We start from the raw sequence: 13,367 nt of genomic DNA, 5'->3' as shown, positions 1-13,367 counted from the left end.
CCCGAAAATTCGATCAAAAGGCGCTAAAACTTATATTAGATTTAGATCAATGATCTGATTGAAGATGGGCTTATGTTAACGCTCAGGAACCCACTTATGTTGCCCAGCCTGTTTGTCTCCCACGGTTCGCCCATGCTCGCCCTGCAACCGGGCGCCAGCGGCCCTGCCCTCGCGCAACTGGCCGCCGACCTGCCGCGCCCAAAGGCGATTGTGGTGGTGTCGGCGCATTGGGAAAGCCAGGAACTGCGGGTCAGCGGCAGTGCCGCGCCGGAAACCTGGCATGACTTTGGCGGCTTCCCCCGTGAATTGTTTGCCGTGGAGTACCCGGCGCCAGGCAATCCGCGGCTTGCTGGCGAAATCGTCGAACTGCTCCGCGCCGACGGCTTGGATGCTCGCATTGATGAGCGCCGCCCGTTCGACCATGGCACTTGGGTGCCGCTGTCGCTGATGTACCCGGCGGCGGACATCCCGGTGGTGCAAGTCTCCCTGCCCAGCCGCATGGGCCCTGCCCTGCAGACCCGCGTTGGGCACGCCCTGACCAGCCTGCGCGAGCAAGGCGTATTGTTGATCGGCTCCGGCAGCATCACCCATAACCTGGGTGAGTTGGACTGGCACGCAGGGCCGGAGAGCATCGAGCCATGGGCGCGGGATTTCCGCGACTGGATCGTAGACAAGCTGGCGGCCAACGATGAAAGCGCGCTGCACGACTATCGCCGCCAGGCACCACACGCCGTGCGCAACCATCCCAGCGAAGAACACCTGCTGCCGCTGTTCTTTGCAAGGGGCGCCGGTGGCGACTTCAGTGTGGCGCACCAGGGCTTCACCATGGGCGCGCTGGGCATGGACATCTACCGTTTCGGCTGACAACGATTCACAAGGAATTCAGGCAAAAAAAATCCCCGAACCAGTCGGGGATTTTTTATCTGCGATCAATCAGCCCAAGGGCGGATCAATCTTCGCGGTAGCGACGCAGCTTCAGCTGCTTACCGGCAACGCGGGTGTCTTTCAGCTTGGTCAACAGTTTTTCCAGACCGTCTTCCGGCAGCTCCACCAGGGAGAAGCTGTCACGGACCTGGATACGACCGATGGCTTCACGTGCCAGGCCACCCTCGTTGAGGATAGCGCCCAGCAGGTTCTTGGCAGCGATACCATCCCGCGCGCCCAGCGCGGTACGGCAACGAGCACGGCCTTCAGCCAATGGAACCGGAGCGCGACGCTCACGATCACCACGGTCTGGACGGTCGCCGGTACGCTCTGGACGATCACCGCGTGGCGCGTTGTTCGGCACCAGTGGGCGTTCCTTCTCGATGGCTGCCAGGGTCAGGGCCTGACCGTTGGTCGCTTTGCGCAGCAGGGCTGCAGCCAGGGCACGCGGGGTGCAACCGATATCGGCGGTCAGGCGGTCCAGCAGGTCGCCGTGGGTCGATTCAGCATCGGCTACCAGCGGCGACAGGCTGTTGGTCAGTTTCTTGATGCGCGCATCGAGAACGGCCTGGGCATCCGGCAGGCGGACTTCAGCCACTTTCTGACCGGTTACACGCTCGATCACTTGCAGCATGCGGCGCTCACGTGGCGTCACCAGCAGCAGTGCACGACCTTCGCGACCGGCACGGCCGGTACGGCCGATACGGTGAACGTAGGACTCTGGATCGTAAGGCATGTCAACGTTGAACACGTGGGTGATACGTGGAACGTCGAGGCCACGCGCCGCTACGTCGGTCGCAACAACGATGTCCAGGCGGCCATCCTTGAGGGAGTCGATCACGCGCTCACGCTGGTTCTGGGCGATGTCACCGTTCAGCGCAGCGGCTTTGTAGCCTTTGGCTTCCAGGGCACTGGCCAGGTCCAGGGTCGCTTGCTTGGTGCGCACGAACATGATCAGGGCGTCGAAGTCTTCAACTTCCAGCAGGCTCAATACAGCCGAGGTCTTCTGGTCAGCGTGAACCAACAGGTGAGCCTGTTCGATCGCGGTAACGGTCTGAGTCTTGGTCTGGATCTTCACGTGTTGCGGATCGCGCAGGTGGCGTTCGGCAATGGCACGGATCGACTGTGGCAGGGTGGCCGAGAACAGTACGGTCTGACGGGTCGGTGGCAGTGCCTTGAAGATGACTTCCAGGTCATCCATGAAGCCCAGCTTCAACATTTCGTCAGCTTCGTCGAGAACCAGGTGGTTCACGGTCGACAGGACTTTCTCGTCACGACGCAGGTGGTCGCACAGACGGCCCGGGGTGGCGACAACGATCTGTGCGCCGTTACGGATTGCTTTCAGTTGCGGGCCCATCGGCGCGCCGCCGTAAACGGCCACAACAGTAACGCCTGGCATTTGCTTGGCGTAGGTTTCGAAAGCGGTTGCTACTTGCAGCGCCAACTCACGGGTTGGCGCCAGGATCAGGGCTTGCGGTTCGCGCTTGGCAGGATCGATGCAGTGCAGGATAGGCAGGGCGAACGCGGCGGTTTTACCGGTACCGGTTTGCGCCTGGCCAATCATGTCCTGGCCGGCCATGATGATCGGGATCGATTGCTGCTGAATCGCCGAAGGTTCTTCGTAGCCGGTCGCAATGACGGCAGCAAGAATGTTCGGGTTAAGATTAAAAGCGGCGAAGCCGCCGGTTTCCTGGGTCATGGGTCTGCCTCTAAGTGCATCCGCAAAGACCCATGCTCCAAAGCTGCGCATGCCGTGTTGAGACTCAAGAGTCGCCCTGGCTGCTTTGTCGGCGGGGATTTGCGAAAACGAATGAATGAAAAAGATTCGTCAAGGGAGAGTCCGCTGTGCGGACGTGCAGCCGAAGCTGACTTCGGGGAATTGCGCTACCTAAACGCGGCCCGGTTAAAGGCCGGCGCGCACTATACCGGAAATAGCTGAAAAAGGGAGCTTTTTTTATCGGAAAGCACCGATAAACCGCGCTGCGTCACAGCCTTTGCGCAGAGGCGTGCCAGGGTCTATTTTTCAAAGGCCCGGCCCTGCTGGACTTAGAGCTTAAACGGTTCACCTGCCTATCATGACCCTTTGGTCTGAAACCCCTTCATTGCGCCCGAGGGCACACACGATGAATCAAGACAGCAGCAGCCGCGTCAGCCGTGAACTCCAGGGCCATGTCCTGCTGTTGGGTCTGGACCGGGTGGCCAAACGCAACGCGTTCGACCTCGACTTGCTCAATGAGCTGAGCCTGGCATATGGCGAATTTGATCGAAACACCGAGGCGCGCGTGGCCGTGGTGTTTGCCCACGGCGACCACTTCACGGCCGGGCTGGACCTGGCCAATGTCAGTGGCGTAATGGCAGGCGGGTGGAAACCGCCGCTGGGCGGCTGCGATCCCTGGGGCGTGTTCGCCGGTCCAAGGGTTAATAAACCAGTGATTGTTGCGGCCCAGGGCTACTGCCTGACCATCGGCATCGAGTTGATGCTGGCGGCGGATATCAACCTGTGCGCGAGCAATACGCGCTTTGCGCAGATGGAAGTGCAACGTGGGATCTTTCCATTTGGCGGCGCGACCTTGCGCTTTCATCAAGTCGCCGGCTGGGGCAATGCGATGCGCTGGCTGCTCACCGGCGATGAGTTCGACGCCCACGATGCCCTGCGTCTGGGCCTGGTGCAGGAGGTGATGGCCAGCGAAGACCTGCTGCCGCGCGCCATCGAGCTGGCCAATCGTATCGCGCGCCAGGCGCCGCTTGGGGTGCAGGCCACGCTGATGTCGGCACGCCTGGCGCGCATGGAAGGTGAAACCGTGGCGGCCGCCGCACTCCCGCCGATGGTGGAGAAATTGCTCAACAGCGAAGACGCCAAGGAAGGCGTGCGGGCCATGGTTGAGAAGCGGCCGGGGGTGTTCAAGGGGATTTGAACAGGCTGATTTCTGTCGGCAGTGATGGCCTCATCGGCGGCAAGCCCCCTCCCACCGGGAGAACGCATTTCAACATGTAGGAGCGGGCTTGCTCGCGAAGGCGTCGCCTCAGGCAACTAAGTCGCCGGCCGAATCGCCTTGATCAGCGCTTGCAGCGAATACCCCAACCGCGGCGCCAGGGCTTCGGCGCGGGCCGAGAGTGCTCCCAGGTCAAGGTCCTGATCCAGCTCCGACGGCACCAGCAAAATCACATTGCCCTCCTTCACCGGCAGTTCCCAGTAATGCCGGTGATACAACCCGCGCAGCAAGGCAGCGCCCAGCGGCTTGCCGTCGTCGGTGGCCCATTGGTTGATCACCAGCCAGCCACCGGGATTGAGTTTCTTCTGGCAGTTTTCCAGAAAGGTCCACGCCAGGTGCCCGACGCCTGGGCCTACATCGGTGTACAGGTCGACAAAAATCAGGTCGGCCGACTCAGCCGTGTCGAGCAATTGCAGGGCATCGCCGATGCGGATGTACAGGCGCGGATCGTCGTCCAGCCCCAGGTATTCGATGGCCAGCCGCGGTACGTCGGGACGCAGCTCGATGGCTTCGACGTCTTCCAGCGGCAGGAACTTGAGGCATGCCTGGGTCAGCGTGCCGGCGCCCAGGCCGAGGAACAGCGCGCTCTCCGGGTGCGCATGGCACAACGCGCCGATCAGCATCGCGCGGGTGTAGTCGTACTCCAGCCAACTCGGGTCGGCGGTGAACACGCAGCTTTGCTCGATGGCATCGCCAAACTCGAGAAAGCGGTAATCGGCCACTTCGAGCACACGGATCATGCCGAAATCATCATGGACTTCGGCCAGCAGGCGCTCGACACGCTCCTCGGTCATCACTACTCCTAAAAGGTTTACCGCACGGCAAAGGCGCGATTGTCGGCCAAGCGGCGGCAACAGGTCACGCACTAATTGCTGATAACATTGGCGCCCGACCGTCAATCAGCCAATCGAGTTCATGATGAGCCAACCCTGGAGCCCCGACAGCTGGCGCGCCCTGCCGATCCAGCAACAACCCCAGTACCCGGACGCTGCGCACTTGCTGCAAGTGGAGCAGAACCTGGCCAGCTACCCGCCACTGGTGTTTGCCGGGGAAGCCCGCGAGTTGCGCCGTCAGTTTGCCGAAGTGACCCAGGGCCGCGCGTTCCTGTTGCAAGGCGGCGACTGTGCCGAAAGCTTCGCCGAGTTCTCCGCCGCAAAAATCCGCGACACCTTCAAGGTGCTGCTGCAGATGGCGATTGTGATGACCTTTGCCGCCGGTTGCCCGGTGGTGAAAGTCGGGCGCATGGCCGGCCAGTTCGCCAAGCCGCGCTCGGCCAACGATGAAACCATCGACGGCATCACCCTGCCCGCCTACCGTGGCGATATCGTCAATGGCATCGGCTTTGACGAAAAAAGCCGCGTGCCGGACCCGGACCGCCTGCTGCAGTCCTATCACCAGTCGACCGCCACGCTAAACCTGCTGCGCGCGTTCGCCCAGGGCGGTTTTGCCGACCTGCACCAGGTGCACAAGTGGAACCTGGACTTTATCGCCAACTCCGCCCTCGCCGAAAAATACAGCCAGTTGGCCGACCGCATCGACGAAACCCTGGCGTTCATGCGCGCCTGTGGCATGGACAGCTCGCCGCAGTTGCGCGAAACCAGCTTCTTCACTGCCCACGAAGCACTGTTGCTCAACTACGAGCAAGCCTTCGTGCGCCGCGACAGCCTGACCAACGACTACTACGACTGCTCGGCCCACATGCTGTGGATCGGCGACCGTACCCGTCAGTTGGACGGCGCCCACGTCGAGTTCCTGCGCGGGGTCAACAACCCGATCGGCGTCAAGGTCGGCCCGAGCATGAACCCGGATGACCTGATCCGCCTGATCGACATCCTCAACCCGGACAACGACCCAGGCCGGCTGAACCTGATCGCGCGCATGGGCGCCGGCAAGGTCGGCGACCACCTGCCACACCTGATTCGCGCCGTGCAGCGCGAGGGCAAGCAGGTGCTGTGGAGCTCCGACCCGATGCATGGCAACACCATCAAGGCCAGCAGCGGCTACAAGACCCGCGACTTTGCGCAGATCCTCGGCGAAGTGAAGGAATTCTTCCAAGTGCACCAGGCCGAGGGCAGCTATGCCGGCGGGATTCATATCGAGATGACCGGGCAGAACGTGACCGAGTGCATCGGCGGCGCACGGCCGATCACCGAAGACGGCTTGTCGGACCGCTACCACACCCACTGCGACCCTCGGATGAATGCCGATCAGTCGCTGGAACTGGCGTTCCTGATTGCCGAGACCCTGAAACAGGTCAAGCGCTGACCCTCCCAGGCGAGCAGGCTTGCCACAACGGTCCTGCTCACTGCAATAACATCGCCGCTCTTAAGCGGTCGGCACTCGGCCGCTGGCAATTGAGCTGGACATGCTCCAGCCCCAGCCAGTCGGCCATTTGCCGCAGGTTTGCGGCCAATGCCGCCATCCCCTCGTCATCCAGCCCAGGCTCTTCTTCGTGCACCGCATGCACCGCCAGACGCCCATTGGCGCGTTCGGCGCGCAAGTCGATGCGTGCGGCGATGCGCTCGTTGTGCAAAAACGGCAGCACGTAATAGCCATACACCCGCTTGTCTTGCGGGGTGTAGATCTCCAGGCGGTAACGGAAATCGAACAGCCGCTCGGTGCGGCTGCGTTCCCAGACCAGCGAATCGAACGGTGACAACAACGCACTGGCCGGCACCTTGCGCGGCACTTTCGGTTCGGGCAGGCAGTACGCCGGTTGCTTCCAGCCTTGCACCTGGCACACCTGCAACTGTCCGTCCTCGACCAACTCCGCCAGACGGCTGCGGCTGTCGGCTGGGTCCAGGCGGAAGTAATCGCGCAGGTCTTTTTCAGTGGCAACGCCCAATGCCGTCGCGCTGTGCAGCAGCAGGCCGCGCTGAGCCTCGGGCTCAGTGACAGTGGTTTGAAGGATAGCGCTGGGGATGACCCGTTCCGGCAAATCGTAGAGACGCTCAAACCCACGTCGCCCGGCAACGGTGACCAGTCCCGCAGCAAACAGCCACTCGAGTGCGTGCTTTTCATCGCTCCAGTCCCACCAGGGGCCGGCGCGCTCCTCGCGCGTCGACAGGCTGCCTGCACCCAGCGCGCCCTGTTGCTCGACGGTTTGCAGCACGCGCCGAAGGGTGGCCTGCTGCTCGCGACCGAACCGCGCCATTTGCGCATAAATCCCCTGCCCCAACTTCGCCCGCTCCATGCGCCAGCGCATCAGCGGGTACAACGCCATGGGCAGCAAAGAGGCCTCATGGCCCCAGTATTCAAACAGCGAACGCCGTCGCCCCTGGCTCCAGGCAGCCTGTTCGAGCAGCACGGGAGAATAACTGCCAAGGCGCGAAAATAACGGCAGGTAATGCGAACGCACCACGGCGTTGACCGAATCGATCTGCAATACCCCCAGGCGCTCAATCAAGCGATTGAGGTGCGCGGCCTTGATCAACGCAGGCGCCTGGCGCCCGGAAAAACCCTGGGCTGCCAGCGCCATGCGCCTTGCTTGCTTGAGTGAAAAACACAGGTTGGCGGGCATGGGGTTCTCCGTAGGGGCTCGCCAACCACCCTACTGCATCCACGCTCATTTTCGCAGCGGGTCTTGCCAGAAATGCAGGTGACGGTCCTGCTCGACGTCGCCGCGATTGAGCCCGATATCTTTCAGCGCATCGTCGCTCAAACTCGCGAGCATCTGCCGTTCCTCATGCAGCGCCTGCCAACGGACCACCCGCTGAAACAGCCCGGAAAACGGACGTTTTGCCAGCAACACAAAGCCTCTTTGACCTTTCATCTTCTCGCCCTCCAGTGGGGATGGCGCAAGTGTGTGCCCGAGGCTTATGATCAATCCAACGAATGTTTCTTATGCAATACATCTCAGAGTTTGATCAATTTCTGGCTATCCGAGCATCGACACCGAAGTGCTGCGCACCTTTGTCGCCATTGCCGACCAGGGCGGTTTCACCCGCGCAGGCGAGGCGGTCAACCGCACCCAATCGGCAGTGAGCATGCAGATGAAACGTCTCGAAGAAGACGTGCTGCAGCGCAAGTTGTTCGAGCGCGACGGCCGCCAAGTGCGGCTCACGCCCGAGGGCCAGGTGCTGCTGGGTTATGCGCGGCGCATCTTGAAACTGCACAGCGAGGTGTTCAACACCCTGCGCGAACCGCACATGGTGGGCCTGGTGCGCATCGGCACGCCGGATGATTACGTGATGCGCTTCCTGCCGGGGATCCTCAAACAGTTTTCCAAGGCCTACCCGCTGATCCAGATCGAGATGCACTGCGAGTCGTCCTCGGTGCTGATGCAGCGCCGCGACCTGGCGCTGACCGTGATCAGCCGCGAACCGGGCAATGATATCGGCGAACTGTTGCGCACCGAACGCATGGTGTGGGCGGCGGCGCCGTGCTTTTGCGTGGACGAACACGAGTCTTTGCCACTGGCGATTTCCGGCACTGACTGCCTGTACACCCAGTGGACCCGCACCGCGCTGGATGCGGCCGGGCGCGATTATCGCCTGGCTTATCACAGCTCCAACGTGGCGGCGATTCAGGCGGTGGTCAACGCCGGCCTGGCGGTCATGGTGTGCATGGAAAGCCTGGTGACGGACGACTTGCGCATTCTGGGCAGCGATGAAGGGTTCCCGCCGTTGCCGTCGATGAACCTGCACTTGCTGCGCAACCCGGCGATGACGTCTCCTATCACCGAGTGCCTGGCGGACTACATCCTTGAGGGCTTCAGACTTTAAACGTGAGCATCACCGCGCACACCACCAGAAAGCCGCAGAACAGCCCGCGCAATACGCGCTCCGGCAGCGCATGGGCAACTTTCACGCCCCAACTGATGCTCAGCAGGCCGCCGACCGCCAGTGGCACGCCGATCATCCAATCCACCTCGTGGTGCCAGGCGTAGGTCACCAGGGTTACGCCGGTGCTGGGCAACGCCAAGGCCAGGGACAGGCCTTGGGCGACCACCTGGGTGGTGCCGAACAGGCTGGTCAGCACCGGCGTGGCAACCACCGCGCCCCCCACGCCGAACAACCCGCCCATGGCGCCCGAGGCGGCGCCCAGTACACCGAGCCACGGCCAGGAATAACGCATGTGCGCAGTCGGCGGTGCATTGCGCGTGAACATGCGCAGCAGGTTGTAGGCCGAGAGCGTCAGCAGGAAAGCGATAAAACCGATGCGCATCGCGCCTGCGTCCAGCCCCACCGCCCAGATCGAACCGAGCCAGGCAAAACTGAAACCCATCACGCCCAGCGGCAAGGCATGCCGCAGTTCAATGCGATTACGTTGGTGGTAGCGCCACAGGGCCAGCATCACATTCGGCACCACCATCACCAGCGCCGTGCCCTGGGCGAGTTGCTGGTCCAGGCCGAACAACACGCCGAGCACCGGGATGGCAATCAGCCCGCCGCCGATCCCGAACAAGCCGCCCACCGTGCCGAGGGCTGCGCCCAATACCAGGTATATCGCTAAATCCAACACCGCTCGTTACTCCACAATCCCAAGCCTTGCATGCTACGCAGTCGGCTCTGGCGTGGAAACGCACAGCAACGCACAATGGCTGTGCCAATCTTGCATAAGCGCTAGCCCATGAATCCGAATACCCTGACCGATCAACTGGGCCTGTTTCTCGACGTACTGGAAACCGGCAGCTTTTCTGCCGCCGCACGGCGTCATCCGCTGACGCCTTCGGCGGTGGCCCGGCGCATCGACAGCCTGGAGAGCTCGGTGGGCAGCCGCTTGTTTCAGCGCAGCACCCACGCGGTGGTGCCGACCCCCGCGGGCCTGGCCTTTGCCGAACGGGCGCGCAGGATCGTCACCGAGTTGCAATTGGCACGGGCCGAGGCGGTGTCCCTGAGCCATGCGCCGGAAGGCCTGATTCGCGTGGACGCGCCGGCAGCCTTCGGCCGACGCCACTTGGCGCCGGTGATCGCCGACTTTCTCAACGTGTACCCTGGGCTGGACGTGCACCTGCATTTGATCGACAGTTTTGTCGATATGCAGGGCGCGCACCTGGGCAAGGTCGACCTGGTGCTGCGTGCCGGGCATATCGTCGACACCCGGCTGATCGCCACGCCCCTGGCGAGCATCGTGCGTATCGCCTGCGCCAGCCCGGCGTACCTGAAAAGCCGCGGAACGCCCACCCACCCTCGCGAACTGAGCGAGCATGATGGGCTGGACTGGGACGGCCTGGCGCCGATGTTCGCCTGGCGCTTCGAACTGGACGGGCGCCGCGCCACCTATCGCCCGCAGCGCATCCGCATGAGCGCCAACAACGCCGAAGCACTGTTGTCCGGCGCGCTCGCCGGGCTGGGGATTGCCCACCTGCCGACCTGGCTGGCCAGTGAGTACCTGGTGCGCGGCGAGCTGTTGCCGCTGTTCTGCGAAGGCGGCCTGCCCAGCCCGGAAACCACCGGGATTTACGCGCTGCGCCTGGAGCAACAGGCCAACGCGCGCAGCCGCTTATTGCTGGAATACTTGAAATCCCGATTCAGCCCGGTCCCTCCCTGGGATCTGGCCCTGCAAAGTGGCTTGGTCTGACCGCCTGGGCAGAATTATCTGGCGCATTAAAGGTTTGCCCGCTAGATTCCAGGCCAGATACGCTTTTTTCGAGGCACCGCCATGAGCAAAAATCCTGACCCGTGCGAATCCCTGCTGCTGGACAACCAGCTGTGTTTCGCCCTGCATTCCACCTCGCTGCTGATGACCAAGGTCTACAAGCCTCTGCTGCAAGCCCTCGGCCTGACCTACCCGCAGTACCTGGCGATGATGGTGCTGTGGGAAGAGGATGGTTTGACCGTCGGCGAAATCAGCAATCGCCTGTTGACCGATCCGGGCTCCCTCACCCCGCTGCTCAAGCGCCTGGAAGCCGAAGGCCTGCTCAGCCGCACGCGCAGCCGCGAAGACGAGCGCGTGGTGGTGGTGGAATTGACCGCCGCCGGCCGCGCCTTGCAGGAAAAAGCCATGGGCATTCCGCAGTGCATCCTCGGCGCCAGCGGCCTTGAGCTCGAGCAATTACGCAAGTTGCAGGCTGACTTGGTTGCTCTGCGCAGTCATCTGCAGAACGCAATCTAAAAGCACCAAAGCAGCAAAAACGTGGGAGCGGGCTTGCTCGCGAAGGCGCAGTGTCAGTCACAGAATTCATTGGCTGATACACCGTTTTCGCGAGCAAGCCAGCTCCCACATTGGGTTCCGCGGCGCGCCATTATTCAAAACACAGAACATTTTCGTAAAATTATCTTGCGCGCTAAACATTTGCGCTATACATTCACCTCACCAACTACTTAGCGCGCAAACATTTAGCGCATAAAACCAAGAGGACGACACCATGCAAACGCTCTATACCGCAGTAGCCACCGCCACCGGCGGCCGTGATGGTCGTGCTGTTTCCAGCGACAACATCCTCGACGTAAAACTCTCCACACCCAAGGAATTGGGCGGCGCCGGCGGCCAGGCCACCAACCCTGAACAACTGTTCGCTGCCGGCTACTCGGCCTGCTTTATCGGTGCGCTGAAATTCGTCGCCAGCCAGACCAAACGCAAAACCCCGGATGACGCTTCGATCACTGCCCACGTCGGCATCGGCCAGATCCCTGGCGGTTTCGGCTTGGACATCGACCTGCACATCAGCCTGCCGGGCCTGGCCCAGGACGATGCACAAAGCCTGGTCGACGCCGCGCACCAGGTCTGCCCGTACTCCAACGCCACCCGTGGCAACGTCGATGTGCGCCTGCACGTAACCGTCTAAATGACCTCGGCCGCCCCTGGAGAAAAAAATGAACACAATTGGTAAAGCGCTCACCAGCACCCTGCTCGCCCTGTCCATCACCAACGCCTTTGCGGCGACCGGTGAGGTCGAACACACCACCCAGGCCTTCCTGGATGTGTTGAACGCAGGCACCGGTAAACCGATGGAACAACTGACGCCGAAGGACGCGCGCGCTGTACTGACCGGCGCCCAGGCCGGTGTGAAGCTGACCCTGCCCAAGGCGCAGGTGAGCCAGAAGACCATCCAGGTCGATGGCCAGCCGCTGGGCCTGACCATCGTGCGGCCAGCCGGGGTCAAGGGCACATTGCCGGTGTTCATGTTTTTCCACGGCGGCGGTTGGGTGCTGGGGGATTACCCGACCCATGAACGCCTGGTGCGGGATTTGGTGGTGGGTTCGGGGGCTGTCGCGGTGTTCGTCAATTACACACCGTCGCCGGAAGCGCATTACCCGGTGGCGATCAACCAGGCCTACGGCGCAACGAAGTGGGTCGCCGAACACGGCAAAGAGATCAATGTCGACGGCAAGCGCCTGGCGGTTGCGGGCAACAGTGTCGGCGGCAACATGGCGGCGGTGGTCAGCCTGATGGCCAAGGACAAGGGCACGCCGGCGATCAAGTTCCAGCTGTTGCTGTGGCCGGTGACCGACGCCAACTTTGACACCGGTTCCTACAACCAGTATGCCGAAGGACATTTCCTCACCCGCAACATGATGAAGTGGTTCTGGGACAACTACACCACCGACGCCAACCAGCGCGCCGAGGTCTATGCCTCGCCACTGCGGGCCACGACTGATCAGCTCAAGGGGCTGCCACCCGCGCTGATCCAGACCGCCGGATCGGACGTGCTGCGTGATGAAGGCGAAGCCTATGCACGCAAGTTGGACCAGGCCGGAGTACCGGTGACCGCCGTGCGCTACAACGGTATGATCCACGACTACGGCCTGCTTAATGTGGTCAGCCAGGTGCCGGCGGTACGTTCGGCCTTGCTGCAAGCGTCGGACGAGCTCAAGCAACACCTCAAGTAAGCCCGGTGAAGTAAAGATGACGCCCACAAAAAAGCCCGACTCAAGGTCGGGCTTTTTTTCGTATCGGCAGGGCCAGAATTACTTCTTGGCGCGACCTTTGTACGAACCACCTTCACGGGTGTCGATCTCGATCAGGTCGTCGATTTCGATGAAATCGGCCACTTGCAGTTCGGTACCGTTAGACAGCTTGGCAGGCTTCATCACCTTGCCCGAAGTGTCGCCGCGCGCGGAACCTTCGGTGTAGGCAACCTTACGCACGATGGTGGTCGGCAGCTCTACGGAAACCAGGCGCTCTTCGAAGAAAATAGCTTCGCAGACGTCTTCCATGCCTTCTTCGATGAACGGCAGAACGGCTTCGATATCTTCAGCGTTCAGCTCGTACATGGTGTAGTCAGTGGTGTCCATGAACGTGTAGGTGTCGCCGCTGATGAAGGACAGGGTCGCTTCTTTGCGGTCGAGGATCACGTCGTCCAGTTTGTCATCGGCGCTGTAGACGATCTCGGTCTTGTAACCGGTCAGCAGGTTCTTCAGCTTGGTCTTCATGATTGCGCTGTTACGACCAGACTTGGTGAACTCAGCTTTCTGAACCAGCCAAGGGTCGTTTTCGAGACGGATCACTGTACCGGGTTTCAGTTCTTTACCAGTTTTCATTGCGTATATCCGAAATTTGGATGGG

At 61.8% G+C, this 13,367-nt stretch carries 14 protein-coding genes; 8 read left to right on the top strand and 6 right to left on the bottom strand.

Going from position 1 to position 13,367, the window contains the following annotated elements:
* The first annotated feature begins 96 nt into the window (after nt 1–96).
* Nucleotides 97–864 (top strand): DODA-type extradiol aromatic ring-opening family dioxygenase, encoded by a 768-nt coding sequence (locus WBR57_RS15935; protein ID WP_424084647.1) that lies wholly within the window; start codon nt 97–99, stop codon nt 862–864.
* A gap of 85 nt (nt 865–949) precedes the next feature.
* On the opposite strand, the gene WBR57_RS15930 is transcribed toward WBR57_RS15935, so the two are convergent.
* Entirely contained in the window at nt 950–2,623 is a 1,674-nt protein-coding gene (locus WBR57_RS15930) for a DEAD/DEAH box helicase (RefSeq protein ID WP_027606997.1), read from the bottom strand.
* 424 nt (nt 2,624–3,047) lie between these two features.
* Between WBR57_RS15930 and WBR57_RS15925 the strand changes: the two genes are divergently transcribed.
* Nucleotides 3,048–3,839 carry a crotonase/enoyl-CoA hydratase family protein gene (locus WBR57_RS15925; RefSeq protein WP_424084646.1) on the top strand — a complete coding sequence of 264 codons (792 nt, stop codon included), beginning with the start codon at nt 3,048–3,050 and terminating at the stop codon, nt 3,837–3,839.
* Nucleotides 3,840–3,955: 116 nt separating this feature from the next.
* On the opposite strand, the gene WBR57_RS15920 is transcribed toward WBR57_RS15925, so the two are convergent.
* The gene (locus tag WBR57_RS15920) at nt 3,956–4,711 is read right to left on the bottom strand and encodes a spermidine synthase (protein ID WP_424084645.1); all 756 of its coding nucleotides are present in this window, start codon (nt 4,709–4,711) and stop codon (nt 3,956–3,958) included.
* Between the two features lie 124 nt (nt 4,712–4,835).
* Here WBR57_RS15920 and WBR57_RS15915 point away from each other — a divergent pair, with 124 nt between their 5' ends.
* Nucleotides 4,836–6,182 carry a class II 3-deoxy-7-phosphoheptulonate synthase gene (locus WBR57_RS15915; protein WP_424084644.1) on the top strand — a complete coding sequence of 449 codons (1,347 nt, stop codon included), beginning with the start codon at nt 4,836–4,838 and terminating at the stop codon, nt 6,180–6,182.
* A gap of 37 nt (nt 6,183–6,219) precedes the next feature.
* On the opposite strand, the gene WBR57_RS15910 is transcribed toward WBR57_RS15915, so the two are convergent.
* Both WBR57_RS15910 and WBR57_RS15905 read right to left on the bottom strand, forming a co-directional pair.
* Nucleotides 6,220–7,437 carry a winged helix-turn-helix domain-containing protein gene (locus WBR57_RS15910; protein ID WP_424084643.1) on the bottom strand — a complete coding sequence of 406 codons (1,218 nt, stop codon included), beginning with the start codon at nt 7,435–7,437 and terminating at the stop codon, nt 6,220–6,222.
* A gap of 45 nt (nt 7,438–7,482) precedes the next feature.
* Nucleotides 7,483–7,689, bottom strand: a complete 207-nt coding sequence (locus WBR57_RS15905) for a DUF1127 domain-containing protein (RefSeq protein ID WP_424084642.1) — start codon at nt 7,687–7,689, stop codon at nt 7,483–7,485.
* Nucleotides 7,690–7,786: 97 nt separating this feature from the next.
* Between WBR57_RS15905 and WBR57_RS15900 the strand changes: the two genes are divergently transcribed.
* The gene (locus tag WBR57_RS15900) at nt 7,787–8,641 is read left to right on the top strand and encodes a LysR family transcriptional regulator (RefSeq protein ID WP_424084666.1); all 855 of its coding nucleotides are present in this window, start codon (nt 7,787–7,789) and stop codon (nt 8,639–8,641) included.
* On the opposite strand, the gene WBR57_RS15895 is transcribed toward WBR57_RS15900, so the two are convergent.
* Nucleotides 8,631–9,380, bottom strand: coding sequence for a sulfite exporter TauE/SafE family protein (locus WBR57_RS15895; protein WP_424084641.1), 750 nt, complete (start codon nt 9,378–9,380; stop codon nt 8,631–8,633). The two genes, WBR57_RS15900 and WBR57_RS15895, sit on opposite strands and share 11 nt — an antisense overlap.
* A 108-nt stretch (nt 9,381–9,488) precedes the next feature.
* Between WBR57_RS15895 and WBR57_RS15890 the strand changes: the two genes are divergently transcribed.
* From WBR57_RS15890 to WBR57_RS15875, 4 genes are all read left to right on the top strand, one after another.
* Nucleotides 9,489–10,439, top strand: a complete 951-nt coding sequence (locus WBR57_RS15890) for a LysR family transcriptional regulator (RefSeq protein WP_424084640.1) — start codon at nt 9,489–9,491, stop codon at nt 10,437–10,439.
* A gap of 81 nt (nt 10,440–10,520) precedes the next feature.
* The gene (locus WBR57_RS15885; protein ID WP_424084639.1) at nt 10,521–10,973 is read left to right on the top strand and encodes a MarR family winged helix-turn-helix transcriptional regulator; all 453 of its coding nucleotides are present in this window, start codon (nt 10,521–10,523) and stop codon (nt 10,971–10,973) included.
* A gap of 253 nt (nt 10,974–11,226) precedes the next feature.
* Nucleotides 11,227–11,646: an organic hydroperoxide resistance protein gene (locus WBR57_RS15880; protein ID WP_424084638.1), complete on the top strand. Its 420-nt coding sequence runs from the start codon at nt 11,227–11,229 to the stop codon at nt 11,644–11,646.
* A 28-nt stretch (nt 11,647–11,674) separates the two neighbouring features.
* Nucleotides 11,675–12,691, top strand: coding sequence for an alpha/beta hydrolase (locus WBR57_RS15875; protein WP_424084637.1), 1,017 nt, complete (start codon nt 11,675–11,677; stop codon nt 12,689–12,691).
* 78 nt (nt 12,692–12,769) lie between these two features.
* Here the strand turns inward: WBR57_RS15875 and WBR57_RS15870 are convergent, their stop codons facing one another.
* A complete protein-coding gene (locus tag WBR57_RS15870) occupies nt 12,770–13,342 on the bottom strand; it encodes an elongation factor P (RefSeq protein ID WP_003172723.1) in 573 nt (190 codons plus the stop codon).
* Nucleotides 13,343–13,367: the final 25 nt, after the last annotated feature.

Origin of the sequence: Pseudomonas sp. (assembly GCF_049590575.1) — a bacterium.
Taxonomy (GTDB): domain Bacteria; phylum Pseudomonadota; class Gammaproteobacteria; order Pseudomonadales; family Pseudomonadaceae; genus Aquipseudomonas.
Note: the sequence above shows the minus strand (reverse complement) of the source record. Positions and strands in the feature narration are given on the sequence as shown.